The sequence below is a fragment of the Streptomyces sp. NEAU-YJ-81 genome, from assembly GCF_017592595.1.
GTDB classification, from domain to species: Bacteria; Actinomycetota; Actinomycetes; order Streptomycetales; family Streptomycetaceae; genus Streptomyces; species Streptomyces hygroscopicus_B.
In genome coordinates this window covers 1-16,909 of sequence record NZ_JAGFNO010000039.1, presented here as the reverse complement: position 1 = coordinate 16,909, position 16,909 = coordinate 1, and the positions used below count along the sequence as shown (strand labels likewise).

The window sequence follows — 16,909 nt, the reverse complement described above, 5'->3', positions numbered from 1 at the left end:
CTCCCGAGTCACGGAAGATCCCCTGAGACAACGACCAGGGGCACTCGGCGGCTGATACGAAAGCAAGGAGTACCGAGTGTCGCTCGACGCCGTTACCAAGAAGCAGATCATGACCGAGTTCGCCACCAAGGAGGGCGACACCGGCTCCCCCGAGGTCCAGGTCGCGCTGCTCACGCGCCGCATCTCCGACCTCACCGAGCACCTCAAGACCCACAAGCACGACCACCACTCCCGCCGTGGTCTGCTGCTCCTGGTCGGCCAGCGCCGCCGGCTGCTGCAGTACCTGGCGAAGAAGGACATCACGCGCTTCCGTGCGCTGGTCGAGCGCCTGGGTATCCGCCGGGGTGCGGCGGGCGCCAAGTAAGACGCCAAGGAGGGAGCGGTTCCCGCTATGGGGGCCGCTCCCTTTGCCATACACGGCGCCGTACGGTTTCAGCCAAAGGTGACCCGTACGGCCTTCGCACCGGTGCGTAGCGTGCTCGCTACGTACCGTAGGGGCCGGAGAGCACAGCCGTCGTGATGACGGCCGAAGCTTTGTAGTCTGGTCCCAACAACGCCATAACGAACGAGGAGGAGCGCCTCATTCCCGCCGCACCGGCGCCACAGGAGCCGGTCCTCGGTAGTGGCTCCCGGAACTGGCAATTCCGGTGGCTTCGATCGAAGACCGGCCCGGCCGCCGGCCCGCAAGGCCAGGGGCGCTGCTCCACCACCGTCCCCCGTCACACGGACGAGGGACGCAGAAGAGGAGATTTCCCTGGTGGAGAACGAGACCCACTACGCCGAAGCAGTCATCGACAACGGCACCTTCGGCACCCGCACCATCCGTTTCGAGACGGGCCGCCTGGCCCGTCAGGCCGCCGGTTCGGCCGTGGCCTACCTGGACGACGACACCATGGTGCTGTCGGCCACCACCGTTTCCAAGAACCCCAAGGACCAGCTCGACTTCTTCCCGCTCACGGTCGACGTCGAGGAGCGGATGTACGCGGCGGGGCGCATCCCCGGCTCGTTCTTCCGTCGTGAGGGCCGCCCCTCCGAGGACGCGATCCTCACCTGCCGTCTGATCGACCGCCCGCTGCGCCCGTCCTTCAAGAAGGGCCTGCGCAACGAGATCCAGGTCGTCGAGACGATCATGGCGCTCAACCCCGACCACCTCTACGACGTGGTCGCGATCAACGCCGCCTCCTGCTCCACGCAGCTGGCCGGGCTGCCCTTCTCCGGCCCCATCGGCGGTACCCGCGTCGCCCTGATCAAGGGCCAGTGGGTGGCCTTCCCGACCCACTCCGAGCTGGAGGAGGCCGTCTTCGACATGGTCGTCGCCGGCCGGGTGCTGGAAGACGGCGATGTCGCGATCATGATGGTCGAGGCCGAGGCCACCCAGCAGACCATCCAGCTGGTGAAGGACGGCGCCGAGGCTCCCACCGAGGAGATCGTCGCCGCCGGCCTGGAGGCGTCCAAGCCCTTCATCAAGGTCCTGTGCAAGGCGCAGGCGGACCTCGCCGCCAAGGCCGCCAAGCCGACCGCCGAGTTCCCGATCTTCCTCGACTACCAGGACGACGTCCTGGAGGCGCTCACCACCGCCGTCCGCGACGACCTGGCCCAGGCGCTGACCATCGCGGGCAAGCAGGAGCGCGAGACCGAGCTGGACCGCGTCAAGAGCGTGGCCGCCGAGAAGCTGCTGCCGCAGTTCGAGGGGCGCGAGAAGGAGATCTCCGCGGCGTACCGCGCGCTGACCAAGACCGTGGTGCGCGAGCGCGTCATCAAGGAGAAGAAGCGCATCGACGGCCGTGGCGTCACGGACATCCGTACGCTCGCCGCCGAGGTCGAGGCGATTCCGCGGGTCCACGGTTCAGCGCTGTTCGAGCGCGGCGAGACCCAGATCCTGGGCGTCACCACGCTGAACATGCTCCGCATGGAGCAGCAGCTGGACACGCTCGCGCCCGAGACGCGCAAGCGCTACATGCACAACTACAACTTCCCGCCGTACTCCACCGGTGAGACCGGCCGCGTCGGCTCCCCCAAGCGCCGCGAGATCGGCCATGGCGCTCTGGCCGAGCGGGCGCTGCTGCCGGTGCTGCCGACGCGCGAGGAGTTCCCGTACGCCATCCGCCAGGTCTCCGAGGCGCTGAGTTCCAATGGCTCGACCTCCATGGGGTCGGTCTGCGCCTCGACGATGTCGCTGCTCAACGCCGGTGTGCCGCTGAAGGCGCCGGTCGCGGGCATCGCCATGGGCCTGATCTCCCAGGAGATCGACGGCGAGACCCACTACGTCACCCTCACCGACATCCTCGGTGCGGAGGACGCGTTCGGCGACATGGACTTCAAGGTCGCCGGCACCAAGCAGTTCGTCACCGCGCTGCAGCTGGACACCAAGCTGGACGGCATTCCGGCGTCCGTGCTGGCCGCGGCCCTCAAGCAGGCCCGCGACGCCCGGCTGCACATCCTCGATGTGATGAACGAGGCCATCGACGTCCCGGACGAGATGTCCCCCAACGCGCCGCGGATCATCACCGTCAAGATCCCGGTCGACAAGATCGGTGAGGTCATCGGCCCCAAGGGCAAGATGATCAACCAGATCCAGGAGGACACCGGCGCCGACATCACCATCGAGGACGACGGCACCATCTACATCGGTGCCGCCGACGGCCCGGCCGCCGAGGCCGCCCGCGCGACCATCAACGGCATCGCCAACCCGACCATGCCGGAGGTCGGCGAGCGCTACCTGGGCACGGTCGTGAAGACCACCACCTTCGGTGCCTTCGTCTCCCTGCTCCCGGGCAAGGACGGCCTGCTGCACATCTCGCAGATCCGCAAGCTGGCCGGTGGCAAGCGCGTGGAGAACGTCGAGGACGTGCTGAAGGTCGGCGCCAAGGTCCAGGTCGAGATCGCCGAGATCGACCAGCGCGGCAAGCTCTCCCTCATCCCGGTCCTCGAGGACGAAGAGGGCTCGGACGCGGATGCGGACGAGGCGAGCGCCGAAGCGCAGCCCCAGACGAAGGACGAAGCCGCCAAGTGACGTCCCGCGACGACGAGACGACGGCCCGCACCTCCTCGGAGGCGCGGGCCGTCGCCCGTACCCAAACGCTTCTCGAGGGCGAGAACGGCATCGGCACGGTCCGCAGGACGACCCTCCCCGGGGGCTTGCGCGTCGTCACCGAGACCCTCCCGTCCGTGCGCTCGGCGACCTTCGGCATCTGGGCGCACGTCGGCTCGCGCGACGAGACCCCGACGCTCGGCGGGGCCACCCACTATCTGGAGCATCTGCTCTTCAAGGGCACCCGGCGGCGCAGCGCGCTGGACATCTCCGCCGCCATCGACGAGGTCGGCGGCGAGATGAACGCGTTCACCGCCAAGGAGTACACCTGCTACTACGCGCGGGTGCTCGACACCGATCTGCCGCTGGCCATCGACGTCGTCTGCGACATGCTGACCGGCTCGGTGATCGGCGCGGCGGATGTGGACGCGGAGCGCGGTGTCGTCCTCGAAGAGATCGCGATGACCGAGGACGACCCGGGCGACTGTGTGCACGACCTGTTCGCCCACACCATGCTCGGCGACACCCCGCTCGGCCGCCCGGTCCTGGGCACCGTCGACACCGTCAACGCCCTGGGCCGCGACCAGATCGCCCGCTTCTACCGGAAGCACTACGACCCGACACACCTGGTCGTCGCCGCCGCGGGCAATGTGGACCACGACGACGTGGTGCGCCAGGTGCACGCGGCGTTCGACGGGGCGGGCGCCCTGTCCCGTACCGACGCGGTCCCGGTCGCCCCGCGCTCCGGCATCCGTGCGATCCGTACGGCGGGCAAGGTCGGGCTGCTGAACCGTAAGACCGAGCAGGCCCATGTCGTCCTCGGCATGCCCGGCATCCCGCGCACCGACGACCGCCGCTGGGCGCTCGGGGTGCTCAACACCGCGCTCGGCGGCGGTATGAGCTCCCGGCTCTTCCAGGAGGTCCGGGAGAAGCGCGGGCTCGCCTACAGCGTCTACTCCTACACCTCCAGCTTCGCCGACTGCGGACTCTTCGGCGTCTATGCCGGCTGCCGTCCGAACCAGGTGCACGACGTCCTCAAGATCTGCCGCGACGAGCTCACCCAGGTCGCGGAGAACGGCCTGAGCGACGAGGAGCTGCGGCGCGCCGTCGGCCAGCTCGCCGGCTCCACCGTGCTGGGCCTGGAGGACACCGGCGCGCTGATGAACCGGATCGGCAAGAGCGAGCTGTGCTGGGGCGAGCAGATGTCGGTGGACGACATGCTCGAGCGGATCGCGGCGGTCACCCCGGACGAGGTGCGCGAGGTGGCGCGCGATGTACTGGGACAGCGTCCTTCGCTGTCCGTCATCGGCCCGCTGAAGGACAAGCAGGCGGCCCGTCTGGACGAGGCCGTCGCCTAGCCCGTGCCGAAGCCTCCCGGATCGAAGGAAACAGGATCGATGAGCAAGCTGCGTGTGGCCGTCCTCGGCGCCAAGGGCCGGATCGGCGCCGAGGCCGTACGAGCCGTGGAGGCCGCCGAGGACCTGGAGCTGGTCGCCGCGCTGGGGCGGGGCGACGGGCTCGAGACCCTGGTCGAGACGGGCGCCGAGGTGGCGGTCGAGCTCACCGAACCGGCCTCGGTGATGGACAACCTCGAGTTCTGCGTCCGCCACGGCATCCACGGCGTCGTCGGCACCACCGGCTGGACGGACGAGCGCCTCGCGCGGCTGGGCGGCTGGCTCGACGCCTCGCCGACCACCGGCGTGCTCATCGCGCCGAACTTCTCCATCGGTGCCGTGCTGACCATGCGGTTCGCCCGCCAGGCCGCCCGGTTCTTCGAATCGGTCGAGGTCATCGAGCTGCACCACCCCAACAAGGTGGACGCTCCCTCCGGCACGGCCGCGCGCACCGCGCAGCTCATCGCCGAGGCCCGGCGGGAGGCCGGCTGCGCCCCGCAGCCGGACGCCACCACCACGGCGCTCGACGGCGCGCGGGGCGCCGACGTGGACGGGGTGCCGGTGCACTCGGTGCGGCTGCGGGGGCTCCTCGCCCATCAGGAGGTCCTGCTGGGCGGCGAGGGCGAAACGCTCACCATTCGCCATGACTCCACCCACCACAGCAGCTTCATGCCCGGCATCCTGCTCGGCGTCCGCCGCGTGGTGACCACCCCCGGCCTGACCTTCGGCCTGGAACACTTCCTGGATCTGGACTGAGGGCACAGCGGTGCGCGCAAAGATCACGTATTTCGCTCTCGCGGCCGTCCTGGTCGTCTACTTCGTGCTGGTCGGCGACCGCGGGGTGCTGCTGATCCGGGAGGGCACCCCGGTCACGATCGTCTTCGGCCTGGCGGTGCTGGTGATGCCCCTCATCGGCGTCTGGTTCCTGTGGCAGACCACGCAGTTCGCGCGGAGCGCGGACCAGCTCGCCCGGGAGCTGGAGGCGGAGGGCGGCCTTCCGGTCGACGAGCTGGTACGGACGCCCGGCGGGCGGATCGACCGGGACTCGGCGGACGCCGTCTTCGCCAAGCGCCGGGCCGAGACGGAGCAGTCGCCGGACGACTGGCGGTCCTGGTTCCGGCTCGCCGTGGCGTACCACGACGCCCGGGACACCGCTCGCGCCCGTAAGGCGATGCAGCGCGCCATCGCCCTGCACGACGGCAAGCCGGTGCGGGCGGCCGGGGGCTGACCCCGGGGCCGCCCGCGGCGGTACGGCTCAGCGGTGGGCGGCGGCCCAGCCCTCGATCGCGTCGGCGGCCCGCTCGAAGCTCTTCGCATGGCCCAGGAAGTCGGCGCCATGGGTGGTGAACACGGTGTCCGGCGCTCCGCCGCGCACCGGTTCGAGCAGCACCGCCTGGCCCTGGACGGTCCGCGGCAGGCCCAGCCACCGGACCGGCTGCTGGACCGTGCGTATCGCGGCGATGTCCTGCCATCGCACGGTGGTGCTGCGGACGAGGCCGATCCGGCGCAGCCCCTGAGCGCTCACCTCGACGCCGATGCGCACCAGCCTTACGGCTGTCACGATCATCAGCGCCCCGACGGCGGCGCAGATGCCCGCCGCGGGCAGCGATCCCGCCATCGCGATGATCATGGCGGAGAAGAGGACGTACGAGGCGAGCAGGAGCAGAAGAGCGGCGCCCCCGACCCTCCAGGGCCCCGGTCGGTAAGGACGGCGCCAGCGGTCCCGGTCTTCGTAGCCGAGCGGGTCCGCTCCGGCCGCCGCGTCTTCATCGTGGGCGCGGTCGGCGGTCAGGAAGGGCAGGGGCACGGAAGGTCCTCACTCACACACATGTCCGGATGGGCCTGTGCTGGGTGAGGCTATCCCAGCGCCGGTCAGCGTCCGTCGGACGCCTCGGGCCGCTGGATCTGTTGGGTGGGGTGCGACTGGCTGTCGAGGGCGGGCATCCCGAACATCAGCGAGCCGATGAACCCCGCGATGATCGTGAGTCCGATCAGAGTCCGCCCGGCTATCTGGGACGGTGTGGCGCGGGGGCGGGACGGTGGGGTGACATTGCTGCGGAAACGGTCGGCTTCGGCGACGAAGGCGAACGGCACGGGCTCTCGCCGGCGGGACATCTGCGGGCTCTCCTTGGAACCTCGAACGTGAGTACTTCAATGTGTAGGACGTGTGAATGAGCGATTGGGTGCCCTGATCCGTCCACTTTCTGTCAGAAAGTTTGGCGGAGCGGGACTGTCGGCGGTGGCCCGTAAGCTGGGCGCCGCCCCGAGCGATGCACCACGGAAGGACCCGCGCGTGACCGAGATCCCCGCCGAGACCGAGAAGGCCGGCTTCCGCAGTGATGTGACCGTCGAGCTGGTCAAGCACAGCGCTGCCGACTCCGATGTGCTGTGGGCCGCGCGGGTGTCGACCGCGGGCGAGCAGTCCCTCGAGGAGATCAACAAGGACCCGGAGCGCTCCAAGGGGCTGATCAACTTCCTGATGCGGGACCGCCACGGCAGCCCGTTCGAGCACAACTCGATGACCTTCTTCATCAGCGCCCCGATCTTCGTCTTCCGCGAGTTCATGCGGCACCGCGTGGGCTGGTCGTACAACGAGGAGTCCGGTCGCTACCGTCGCCTGGAGCCGGTGTTCTACGTGCCGGGGGAGGCGCGCAAGCTGGTCCAGCAGGGCCGCCCGGGGAAGTACGAGTTCGTCGAGGGCACCGCGGCGCAGCACGAGCTGACCGGCCGGGTGATGGAGGACGCGTACCGCCATGCGTACGAGGCGTACCAGGAGATGCTGGCCGCCGGAGTGGCCCGCGAGGTGGCCCGTTCGGTGCTGCCGGTCGGCCTGTTCTCCTCGATGTACGCGACCTGCAACGCCCGCTCGCTGATGCACTTCCTCGGCCTGCGTACCCAGCACGAGCAGGCCGCGGTGCCCTCGTTCCCGCAGCGGGAGATCGAGATGGTGGGGGAGAAGATGGAGGCGGCCTGGTCGCGGCTGATGCCGCTCACCCACGCGGCCTTCAACGCCAACGGCCGAGTGGCCCCGTAGCCCCGGCCGGGCCCGCTCCCCGGACGGATCACCGGGCGAAGTGTCCGTATTGCGGCGTTTCGAGAAGTTCATCTAGGCTGAACAAACGGGCCCGGCACTGCTTGAACCCCCGAGCAGGCAGTGCCGGGTCCCATCTCTTCGCTCCGTCCGCCGCCCCGAGCGAGCGCCGTGAGGCACGCTACGAGTAGCGTGGGCCCCATGGCACCGACATCCACATCGCAGACCCCTTTCGGGCGGGTGCTGACCGCCATGGTCACGCCATTCACCGCTGACGGCGCACTCGATCTCGACGGCGCCCAGCGACTCGCCGTTCATCTGGTGGACGCCGGCAATGACGGCCTGATCGTCAACGGCACCACCGGCGAGTCCCCGACCACCAGCGATGCGGAGAAAGCCCAGCTCGTACGCGCCGTGGTGGAGGCGGTCGGGGACCGCGCCCACGTCGTGGCCGGAGCCGGTACCAATGACACCCGGCACAGCGTCGAGCTCGCCCGCGCGGCCGAGCAGGCCGGTGCCCATGGGCTGCTGGCGGTCACGCCGTACTACAGCAAGCCTCCGCAGGAAGGTCTCCTCCGGCACTTCACCGCCATCGCAGACGCCACCGGCCTGCCGGTCATGCTCTACGACATCCCGGGCCGCAGCGGTGTCCCGATCGGCACCGAGACCATCGTCCGGCTCGCCGAGCACCCGCGCATCGTCGCCAACAAGGACGCCAAGGGCGACCTCGGACGCGCCAGCTGGGCCATCGCCCGCTCGCGCCTCGCCTGGTACTCCGGCGACGACATGCTGAACCTGCCGCTGCTGTCGGTCGGCGCGGTCGGCTTCGTCTCCGTGGTCGGCCACCTGGTCAGTCCCGAGCTGCGGGCGATGCTGGAGGCCCACCTCGCGGGCGACGTCGCGAAGGCAACGGAGATCCACCAGAAGCTGCTGCCGGTCTTCACCGGCATGTTCCGCACCCAGGGAGTGATCACGGTCAAGGCCGCGCTCGCCCTTCAGGGCCAGCCCGCCGGGCCGCTGCGCCTGCCGCTGGTCGAGCTGACCGCCGAGGAAACGGAACAGCTGAAGCGCGATCTCGCCGCGGGCGGGGTACAGCTCTAAGCAAAGAGGCGATTGGTCGCACCTTCATACTTCACAACTGCATACAGACACATCAGCAAGTGCACGAATGTCACGCGCGCCATGTGCCCAGGGGGCATGTGGCGCGTGTGGTGAGGAGAGTCTTTTGAGTCATCCGCATCCTGAGCTTGGCCCTCCGCCGAAGCTCCCCGAGGGCGGCCTGCGTGTCACCCCGCTCGGCGGCCTCGGCGAGATCGGCCGGAACATGACGGTCTTCGAGTACGGTGGCCGGCTGCTGATCGTCGACTGCGGGGTGCTCTTCCCCGAGGAGGAGCAGCCCGGAGTCGACCTGATCCTGCCGGACTTCACATCCATCCGGGACCGCCTCGACGACATCGACGGCATCGTCCTGACCCACGGGCACGAGGACCACATCGGCGGCGTCCCCTTCTTGCTGCGCGAGAAGCCCGACATCCCGCTGATCGGCTCCAAGCTGACCCTCGCCCTGATCGAGGCGAAGCTGCAGGAGCATCGGATCCGCCCGTACACCCTCGAGGTCGAGGAGGGGCACCGCGAGCGGATCGGCCCCTTCGAGTGCGAGTTCATCGCGGTCAACCACTCCATCCCGGACGCTCTCGCGGTCGCCATCCGCACCCCGGCCGGCATGGCGGTGCATACCGGCGACTTCAAGATGGACCAGCTGCCGCTGGACGGCCGCCTCACGGATCTGCCCGCCTTCGCCAAGCTCGGCGAGGAGGGCATCGATCTGCTCCTGGTGGACTCCACCAACGCAGAGGTCCCCGGGTTCGTACCGCCCGAGCGCGATATCTCCGGCGTACTGCGCCAGGTCTTCGGCAACGCGCAGAAGCGCATCATCGTCGCCAGCTTCGCCAGCCATGTGCACCGCATCCAGCAAATCCTCGACGCGGCGCATGAGCACGGACGCAGGGTCGCCTTCGTCGGCCGCTCGATGGTCCGCAACATGGGCATCGCACGTGACCTCGGCTATCTGCGGGTGCCGGCCGGTCTCGTGGTGGATGTGAAGACCCTCGACGACCTGCCGGACGACGAAGTGGTGCTCGTCTGCACGGGCTCCCAGGGCGAGCCGATGGCCGCGCTGTCCCGGATGGCCAACCGCGATCACCAGATCCGGATCGTCCAGGGCGACACGGTGATCCTTGCCTCGTCGCTGATCCCCGGCAATGAGAACGCGGTCTACCGGGTCATCAACGGACTGACGCGATGGGGCGCCACGGTCGTCCACAAGGGCAACGCCAAGGTCCATGTCTCCGGCCACGCCTCGGCCGGCGAGCTGCTGTACTTCTACAACATCTGCAAGCCCAAGAACCTGATGCCGGTGCACGGCGAATGGCGCCATCTGCGCGCCAACGCCGAGCTGGGCGCGCTGACCGGGGTTCCGAAGAACCGTTGCGTCATCGCCGAGGACGGTGTCGTGGTCGACCTTGTGGACGGCATCGCCAAGATCGTCGGCAAGGTGCAGGCGGGATACGTGTACGTGGACGGCCTCTCGGTCGGCGATGTCACGGAATCCTCGCTCAAGGACCGCCGCATCCTCGGCGAGGAGGGCATCATCTCGATCTTCGTGGTGGTCGACAGTTCGACCGGCAAGGTCGTGGGTGGCCCGCACATCCACGCAAGGGGCTCCGGGATCGAGGACTCGGCCTTCACCGCGGTCATCCCGAAGATCGAGGATGCCCTGGTGAAGTCGGCCTCCGACGGGGTCGTGGACGCGCATCAGCTCCAGCAGTTGGCACGGCGCGCGGTCGGTAAGTGGGTCTCCGACAGCTACCGACGGCGCCCGATGATCCTTCCTGTGGTCGTCGAGGTCTGACGTCTGGCCTGACACCTCCTCAGCACCACACCGGCGCTGAACACCCGGCGGGGCTCCTCGATTTGCATCGAGGAGCCCCGCTCCAGTACGTTTACGGCTCCGCCAGAGGGGAACCCCGAGGACGCAACGGTCTCCGGAGGAGCCCACCGGCGGGGGTGGAAATCGACTCAGAGAAATTCTGATAAAGTCGGGGACACCGAAAGGGAAGGCCCTCCAACGGCCACCGGAAACGGAATTCGGACCGGAAACGGAACGGAAAACGGATCTGGTAAGGTTGGAAACACCGAAGGGAAGCGCCCGGAGAGACCGGTGAAACGGGCTCGAGACCCTGGTCGAGACGGGCGCCGAGGTGGCGGTCGAGCTCACCGAACCGGCCTCGGTGATGGACAACCTCGAGTTCTGCGTCCGCCACGGCATCCACGGCGTCGTCGGCACCACCGGCTGGACGGACGAGCGCCTCGCGCGGCTGGGCGGCTGGCTCGACGCCTCGCCGACCACCGGCGTGCTCATCGCGCCGAACTTCTCCATCGGTGCCGTGCTGACCATGCGGTTCGCCCGCCAGGCCGCCCGGTTCTTCGAATCGGTCGAGGTCATCGAGCTGCACCACCCCAACAAGGTGGACGCTCCCTCCGGCACGGCCGCGCGCACCGCGCAGCTCATCGCCGAGGCCCGGCGGGAGGCCGGCTGCGCCCCGCAGCCGGACGCCACCACCACGGCGCTCGACGGCGCGCGGGGCGCCGACGTGGACGGGGTGCCGGTGCACTCGGTGCGGCTGCGGGGGCTCCTCGCCCATCAGGAGGTCCTGCTGGGCGGCGAGGGCGAAACGCTCACCATTCGCCATGACTCCACCCACCACAGCAGCTTCATGCCCGGCATCCTGCTCGGCGTCCGCCGCGTGGTGACCACCCCCGGCCTGACCTTCGGCCTGGAACACTTCCTGGATCTGGACTGAGGGCACAGCGGTGCGCGCAAAGATCACGTATTTCGCTCTCGCGGCCGTCCTGGTCGTCTACTTCGTGCTGGTCGGCGACCGCGGGGTGCTGCTGATCCGGGAGGGCACCCCGGTCACGATCGTCTTCGGCCTGGCGGTGCTGGTGATGCCCCTCATCGGCGTCTGGTTCCTGTGGCAGACCACGCAGTTCGCGCGGAGCGCGGACCAGCTCGCCCGGGAGCTGGAGGCGGAGGGCGGCCTTCCGGTCGACGAGCTGGTACGGACGCCCGGCGGGCGGATCGACCGGGACTCGGCGGACGCCGTCTTCGCCAAGCGCCGGGCCGAGACGGAGCAGTCGCCGGACGACTGGCGGTCCTGGTTCCGGCTCGCCGTGGCGTACCACGACGCCCGGGACACCGCTCGCGCCCGTAAGGCGATGCAGCGCGCCATCGCCCTGCACGACGGCAAGCCGGTGCGGGCGGCCGGGGGCTGACCCCGGGGCCGCCCGCGGCGGTACGGCTCAGCGGTGGGCGGCGGCCCAGCCCTCGATCGCGTCGGCGGCCCGCTCGAAGCTCTTCGCATGGCCCAGGAAGTCGGCGCCATGGGTGGTGAACACGGTGTCCGGCGCTCCGCCGCGCACCGGTTCGAGCAGCACCGCCTGGCCCTGGACGGTCCGCGGCAGGCCCAGCCACCGGACCGGCTGCTGGACCGTGCGTATCGCGGCGATGTCCTGCCATCGCACGGTGGTGCTGCGGACGAGGCCGATCCGGCGCAGCCCCTGAGCGCTCACCTCGACGCCGATGCGCACCAGCCTTACGGCTGTCACGATCATCAGCGCCCCGACGGCGGCGCAGATGCCCGCCGCGGGCAGCGATCCCGCCATCGCGATGATCATGGCGGAGAAGAGGACGTACGAGGCGAGCAGGAGCAGAAGAGCGGCGCCCCCGACCCTCCAGGGCCCCGGTCGGTAAGGACGGCGCCAGCGGTCCCGGTCTTCGTAGCCGAGCGGGTCCGCTCCGGCCGCCGCGTCTTCATCGTGGGCGCGGTCGGCGGTCAGGAAGGGCAGGGGCACGGAAGGTCCTCACTCACACACATGTCCGGATGGGCCTGTGCTGGGTGAGGCTATCCCAGCGCCGGTCAGCGTCCGTCGGACGCCTCGGGCCGCTGGATCTGTTGGGTGGGGTGCGACTGGCTGTCGAGGGCGGGCATCCCGAACATCAGCGAGCCGATGAACCCCGCGATGATCGTGAGTCCGATCAGAGTCCGCCCGGCTATCTGGGACGGTGTGGCGCGGGGGCGGGACGGTGGGGTGACATTGCTGCGGAAACGGTCGGCTTCGGCGACGAAGGCGAACGGCACGGGCTCTCGCCGGCGGGACATCTGCGGGCTCTCCTTGGAACCTCGAACGTGAGTACTTCAATGTGTAGGACGTGTGAATGAGCGATTGGGTGCCCTGATCCGTCCACTTTCTGTCAGAAAGTTTGGCGGAGCGGGACTGTCGGCGGTGGCCCGTAAGCTGGGCGCCGCCCCGAGCGATGCACCACGGAAGGACCCGCGCGTGACCGAGATCCCCGCCGAGACCGAGAAGGCCGGCTTCCGCAGTGATGTGACCGTCGAGCTGGTCAAGCACAGCGCTGCCGACTCCGATGTGCTGTGGGCCGCGCGGGTGTCGACCGCGGGCGAGCAGTCCCTCGAGGAGATCAACAAGGACCCGGAGCGCTCCAAGGGGCTGATCAACTTCCTGATGCGGGACCGCCACGGCAGCCCGTTCGAGCACAACTCGATGACCTTCTTCATCAGCGCCCCGATCTTCGTCTTCCGCGAGTTCATGCGGCACCGCGTGGGCTGGTCGTACAACGAGGAGTCCGGTCGCTACCGTCGCCTGGAGCCGGTGTTCTACGTGCCGGGGGAGGCGCGCAAGCTGGTCCAGCAGGGCCGCCCGGGGAAGTACGAGTTCGTCGAGGGCACCGCGGCGCAGCACGAGCTGACCGGCCGGGTGATGGAGGACGCGTACCGCCATGCGTACGAGGCGTACCAGGAGATGCTGGCCGCCGGAGTGGCCCGCGAGGTGGCCCGTTCGGTGCTGCCGGTCGGCCTGTTCTCCTCGATGTACGCGACCTGCAACGCCCGCTCGCTGATGCACTTCCTCGGCCTGCGTACCCAGCACGAGCAGGCCGCGGTGCCCTCGTTCCCGCAGCGGGAGATCGAGATGGTGGGGGAGAAGATGGAGGCGGCCTGGTCGCGGCTGATGCCGCTCACCCACGCGGCCTTCAACGCCAACGGCCGAGTGGCCCCGTAGCCCCGGCCGGGCCCGCTCCCCGGACGGATCACCGGGCGAAGTGTCCGTATTGCGGCGTTTCGAGAAGTTCATCTAGGCTGAACAAACGGGCCCGGCACTGCTTGAACCCCCGAGCAGGCAGTGCCGGGTCCCATCTCTTCGCTCCGTCCGCCGCCCCGAGCGAGCGCCGTGAGGCACGCTACGAGTAGCGTGGGCCCCATGGCACCGACATCCACATCGCAGACCCCTTTCGGGCGGGTGCTGACCGCCATGGTCACGCCATTCACCGCTGACGGCGCACTCGATCTCGACGGCGCCCAGCGACTCGCCGTTCATCTGGTGGACGCCGGCAATGACGGCCTGATCGTCAACGGCACCACCGGCGAGTCCCCGACCACCAGCGATGCGGAGAAAGCCCAGCTCGTACGCGCCGTGGTGGAGGCGGTCGGGGACCGCGCCCACGTCGTGGCCGGAGCCGGTACCAATGACACCCGGCACAGCGTCGAGCTCGCCCGCGCGGCCGAGCAGGCCGGTGCCCATGGGCTGCTGGCGGTCACGCCGTACTACAGCAAGCCTCCGCAGGAAGGTCTCCTCCGGCACTTCACCGCCATCGCAGACGCCACCGGCCTGCCGGTCATGCTCTACGACATCCCGGGCCGCAGCGGTGTCCCGATCGGCACCGAGACCATCGTCCGGCTCGCCGAGCACCCGCGCATCGTCGCCAACAAGGACGCCAAGGGCGACCTCGGACGCGCCAGCTGGGCCATCGCCCGCTCGCGCCTCGCCTGGTACTCCGGCGACGACATGCTGAACCTGCCGCTGCTGTCGGTCGGCGCGGTCGGCTTCGTCTCCGTGGTCGGCCACCTGGTCAGTCCCGAGCTGCGGGCGATGCTGGAGGCCCACCTCGCGGGCGACGTCGCGAAGGCAACGGAGATCCACCAGAAGCTGCTGCCGGTCTTCACCGGCATGTTCCGCACCCAGGGAGTGATCACGGTCAAGGCCGCGCTCGCCCTTCAGGGCCAGCCCGCCGGGCCGCTGCGCCTGCCGCTGGTCGAGCTGACCGCCGAGGAAACGGAACAGCTGAAGCGCGATCTCGCCGCGGGCGGGGTACAGCTCTAAGCAAAGAGGCGATTGGTCGCACCTTCATACTTCACAACTGCATACAGACACATCAGCAAGTGCACGAATGTCACGCGCGCCATGTGCCCAGGGGGCATGTGGCGCGTGTGGTGAGGAGAGTCTTTTGAGTCATCCGCATCCTGAGCTTGGCCCTCCGCCGAAGCTCCCCGAGGGCGGCCTGCGTGTCACCCCGCTCGGCGGCCTCGGCGAGATCGGCCGGAACATGACGGTCTTCGAGTACGGTGGCCGGCTGCTGATCGTCGACTGCGGGGTGCTCTTCCCCGAGGAGGAGCAGCCCGGAGTCGACCTGATCCTGCCGGACTTCACATCCATCCGGGACCGCCTCGACGACATCGACGGCATCGTCCTGACCCACGGGCACGAGGACCACATCGGCGGCGTCCCCTTCTTGCTGCGCGAGAAGCCCGACATCCCGCTGATCGGCTCCAAGCTGACCCTCGCCCTGATCGAGGCGAAGCTGCAGGAGCATCGGATCCGCCCGTACACCCTCGAGGTCGAGGAGGGGCACCGCGAGCGGATCGGCCCCTTCGAGTGCGAGTTCATCGCGGTCAACCACTCCATCCCGGACGCTCTCGCGGTCGCCATCCGCACCCCGGCCGGCATGGCGGTGCATACCGGCGACTTCAAGATGGACCAGCTGCCGCTGGACGGCCGCCTCACGGATCTGCCCGCCTTCGCCAAGCTCGGCGAGGAGGGCATCGATCTGCTCCTGGTGGACTCCACCAACGCAGAGGTCCCCGGGTTCGTACCGCCCGAGCGCGATATCTCCGGCGTACTGCGCCAGGTCTTCGGCAACGCGCAGAAGCGCATCATCGTCGCCAGCTTCGCCAGCCATGTGCACCGCATCCAGCAAATCCTCGACGCGGCGCATGAGCACGGACGCAGGGTCGCCTTCGTCGGCCGCTCGATGGTCCGCAACATGGGCATCGCACGTGACCTCGGCTATCTGCGGGTGCCGGCCGGTCTCGTGGTGGATGTGAAGACCCTCGACGACCTGCCGGACGACGAAGTGGTGCTCGTCTGCACGGGCTCCCAGGGCGAGCCGATGGCCGCGCTGTCCCGGATGGCCAACCGCGATCACCAGATCCGGATCGTCCAGGGCGACACGGTGATCCTTGCCTCGTCGCTGATCCCCGGCAATGAGAACGCGGTCTACCGGGTCATCAACGGACTGACGCGATGGGGCGCCACGGTCGTCCACAAGGGCAACGCCAAGGTCCATGTCTCCGGCCACGCCTCGGCCGGCGAGCTGCTGTACTTCTACAACATCTGCAAGCCCAAGAACCTGATGCCGGTGCACGGCGAATGGCGCCATCTGCGCGCCAACGCCGAGCTGGGCGCGCTGACCGGGGTTCCGAAGAACCGTTGCGTCATCGCCGAGGACGGTGTCGTGGTCGACCTTGTGGACGGCATCGCCAAGATCGTCGGCAAGGTGCAGGCGGGATACGTGTACGTGGACGGCCTCTCGGTCGGCGATGTCACGGAATCCTCGCTCAAGGACCGCCGCATCCTCGGCGAGGAGGGCATCATCTCGATCTTCGTGGTGGTCGACAGTTCGACCGGCAAGGTCGTGGGTGGCCCGCACATCCACGCAAGGGGCTCCGGGATCGAGGACTCGGCCTTCACCGCGGTCATCCCGAAGATCGAGGATGCCCTGGTGAAGTCGGCCTCCGACGGGGTCGTGGACGCGCATCAGCTCCAGCAGTTGGCACGGCGCGCGGTCGGTAAGTGGGTCTCCGACAGCTACCGACGGCGCCCGATGATCCTTCCTGTGGTCGTCGAGGTCTGACGTCTGGCCTGACACCTCCTCAGCACCACACCGGCGCTGAACACCCGGCGGGGCTCCTCGATTTGCATCGAGGAGCCCCGCTCCAGTACGTTTACGGCTCCGCCAGAGGGGAACCCCGAGGACGCAACGGTCTCCGGAGGAGCCCACCGGCGGGGGTGGAAATCGACTCAGAGAAATTCTGATAAAGTCGGGGACACCGAAAGGGAAGGCCCTCCAACGGCCACCGGAAACGGAATTCGGACCGGAAACGGAACGGAAAACGGATCTGGTAAGGTTGGAAACACCGAAGGGAAGCGCCCGGAGAGACCGGTGAAACGGTTTCAAAGGAAGCGTCCGTTCCTTGAGAACTCAACAGCGTGCCAAAAGTCAACGCCAGATATGTTGATACCCCGTCCATCTCGGAC

Annotated in this window: 16 protein-coding genes and 1 pseudogene; 13 read left to right on the top strand and 4 right to left on the bottom strand. The window is 68.8% G+C overall.

Annotation, left to right across the window (positions count from 1 at the left end):
* Positions 1–76 precede the first annotated feature (76 nt).
* The 5 genes from rpsO to J5X86_RS44005 all read left to right on the top strand — a co-directional run bounded on the left by rpsO (position 77) and on the right by J5X86_RS44005 (position 5,653).
* Entirely contained in the window at positions 77–364 is a 288-nt protein-coding gene (gene rpsO / locus J5X86_RS44025; RefSeq protein ID WP_014055308.1) for a 30S ribosomal protein S15, read from the top strand.
* Positions 365–757: 393 nt separating this feature from the next.
* On the top strand, positions 758–3,013 hold the full coding sequence (locus J5X86_RS44020; protein WP_208522233.1) for a polyribonucleotide nucleotidyltransferase: 2,256 nt from the start codon (positions 758–760) through the stop codon (positions 3,011–3,013).
* On the top strand, positions 3,010–4,389 hold the full coding sequence (locus J5X86_RS44015; RefSeq protein ID WP_208522232.1) for a pitrilysin family protein: 1,380 nt from the start codon (positions 3,010–3,012) through the stop codon (positions 4,387–4,389). Before J5X86_RS44020 ends, J5X86_RS44015 begins: the two co-directional genes overlap by 4 nt.
* A 39-nt stretch (positions 4,390–4,428) precedes the next feature.
* Positions 4,429–5,181 carry a 4-hydroxy-tetrahydrodipicolinate reductase gene (gene dapB, locus J5X86_RS44010; protein WP_078644119.1) on the top strand — a complete coding sequence of 251 codons (753 nt, stop codon included), beginning with the start codon at positions 4,429–4,431 and terminating at the stop codon, positions 5,179–5,181.
* A 10-nt stretch (positions 5,182–5,191) separates the two neighbouring features.
* On the top strand, positions 5,192–5,653 hold the full coding sequence (locus J5X86_RS44005) for a tetratricopeptide repeat protein (protein ID WP_208522231.1): 462 nt from the start codon (positions 5,192–5,194) through the stop codon (positions 5,651–5,653).
* 27 nt (positions 5,654–5,680) lie between these two features.
* Here J5X86_RS44005 and J5X86_RS44000 read toward each other — a convergent pair whose 3' ends face one another.
* Positions 5,681–6,232, bottom strand: coding sequence for a PH domain-containing protein (locus J5X86_RS44000; RefSeq protein WP_208522230.1), 552 nt, complete (start codon positions 6,230–6,232; stop codon positions 5,681–5,683).
* Between the two features lie 65 nt (positions 6,233–6,297).
* The gene (locus tag J5X86_RS43995) at positions 6,298–6,540 is read right to left on the bottom strand and encodes a hypothetical protein (protein WP_208522229.1); all 243 of its coding nucleotides are present in this window, start codon (positions 6,538–6,540) and stop codon (positions 6,298–6,300) included.
* A gap of 178 nt (positions 6,541–6,718) precedes the next feature.
* Here J5X86_RS43995 and thyX (J5X86_RS43990) point away from each other — a divergent pair, with 178 nt between their 5' ends.
* From thyX (J5X86_RS43990) to J5X86_RS43970, 5 genes and pseudogenes are all read left to right on the top strand, one after another.
* Positions 6,719–7,459, top strand: coding sequence for an FAD-dependent thymidylate synthase (thyX, locus tag J5X86_RS43990; protein ID WP_208522228.1), 741 nt, complete (start codon positions 6,719–6,721; stop codon positions 7,457–7,459).
* A gap of 198 nt (positions 7,460–7,657) precedes the next feature.
* A complete protein-coding gene (gene dapA / locus J5X86_RS43985) occupies positions 7,658–8,557 on the top strand; it encodes a 4-hydroxy-tetrahydrodipicolinate synthase (protein WP_208522227.1) in 900 nt (299 codons plus the stop codon).
* Positions 8,558–8,681: 124 nt separating this feature from the next.
* The gene (locus tag J5X86_RS43980; RefSeq protein WP_208522226.1) at positions 8,682–10,367 is read left to right on the top strand and encodes a ribonuclease J; all 1,686 of its coding nucleotides are present in this window, start codon (positions 8,682–8,684) and stop codon (positions 10,365–10,367) included.
* Between the two features lie 313 nt (positions 10,368–10,680).
* Positions 10,681–11,319 (top strand): annotated as a pseudogene (dapB, locus tag J5X86_RS43975) (4-hydroxy-tetrahydrodipicolinate reductase); the annotation flags it as partial.
* 10 nt (positions 11,320–11,329) lie between these two features.
* Positions 11,330–11,791: a tetratricopeptide repeat protein gene (locus J5X86_RS43970; RefSeq protein ID WP_208522231.1), complete on the top strand. Its 462-nt coding sequence runs from the start codon at positions 11,330–11,332 to the stop codon at positions 11,789–11,791.
* A 27-nt stretch (positions 11,792–11,818) separates the two neighbouring features.
* Here J5X86_RS43970 and J5X86_RS43965 read toward each other — a convergent pair whose 3' ends face one another.
* Entirely contained in the window at positions 11,819–12,370 is a 552-nt protein-coding gene (locus tag J5X86_RS43965; RefSeq protein WP_208522230.1) for a PH domain-containing protein, read from the bottom strand.
* A gap of 65 nt (positions 12,371–12,435) precedes the next feature.
* Positions 12,436–12,678, bottom strand: coding sequence for a hypothetical protein (locus J5X86_RS43960; RefSeq protein WP_208522229.1), 243 nt, complete (start codon positions 12,676–12,678; stop codon positions 12,436–12,438).
* 178 nt (positions 12,679–12,856) lie between these two features.
* On the opposite strand from J5X86_RS43960, the gene thyX (J5X86_RS43955) reads away from it, so the two are divergent.
* The 3 genes from thyX (J5X86_RS43955) to J5X86_RS43945 all read left to right on the top strand — a co-directional run bounded on the left by thyX (J5X86_RS43955) (position 12,857) and on the right by J5X86_RS43945 (position 16,505).
* Positions 12,857–13,597, top strand: coding sequence for an FAD-dependent thymidylate synthase (gene thyX, locus J5X86_RS43955; protein WP_208522228.1), 741 nt, complete (start codon positions 12,857–12,859; stop codon positions 13,595–13,597).
* 198 nt (positions 13,598–13,795) lie between these two features.
* Positions 13,796–14,695, top strand: a complete 900-nt coding sequence (gene dapA, locus J5X86_RS43950) for a 4-hydroxy-tetrahydrodipicolinate synthase (RefSeq protein ID WP_208522227.1) — start codon at positions 13,796–13,798, stop codon at positions 14,693–14,695.
* Between the two features lie 124 nt (positions 14,696–14,819).
* Positions 14,820–16,505 (top strand): ribonuclease J, encoded by a 1,686-nt coding sequence (locus tag J5X86_RS43945; RefSeq protein WP_208522226.1) that lies wholly within the window; start codon positions 14,820–14,822, stop codon positions 16,503–16,505.
* The last annotated feature ends 404 nt before the right edge of the window (positions 16,506–16,909 follow it).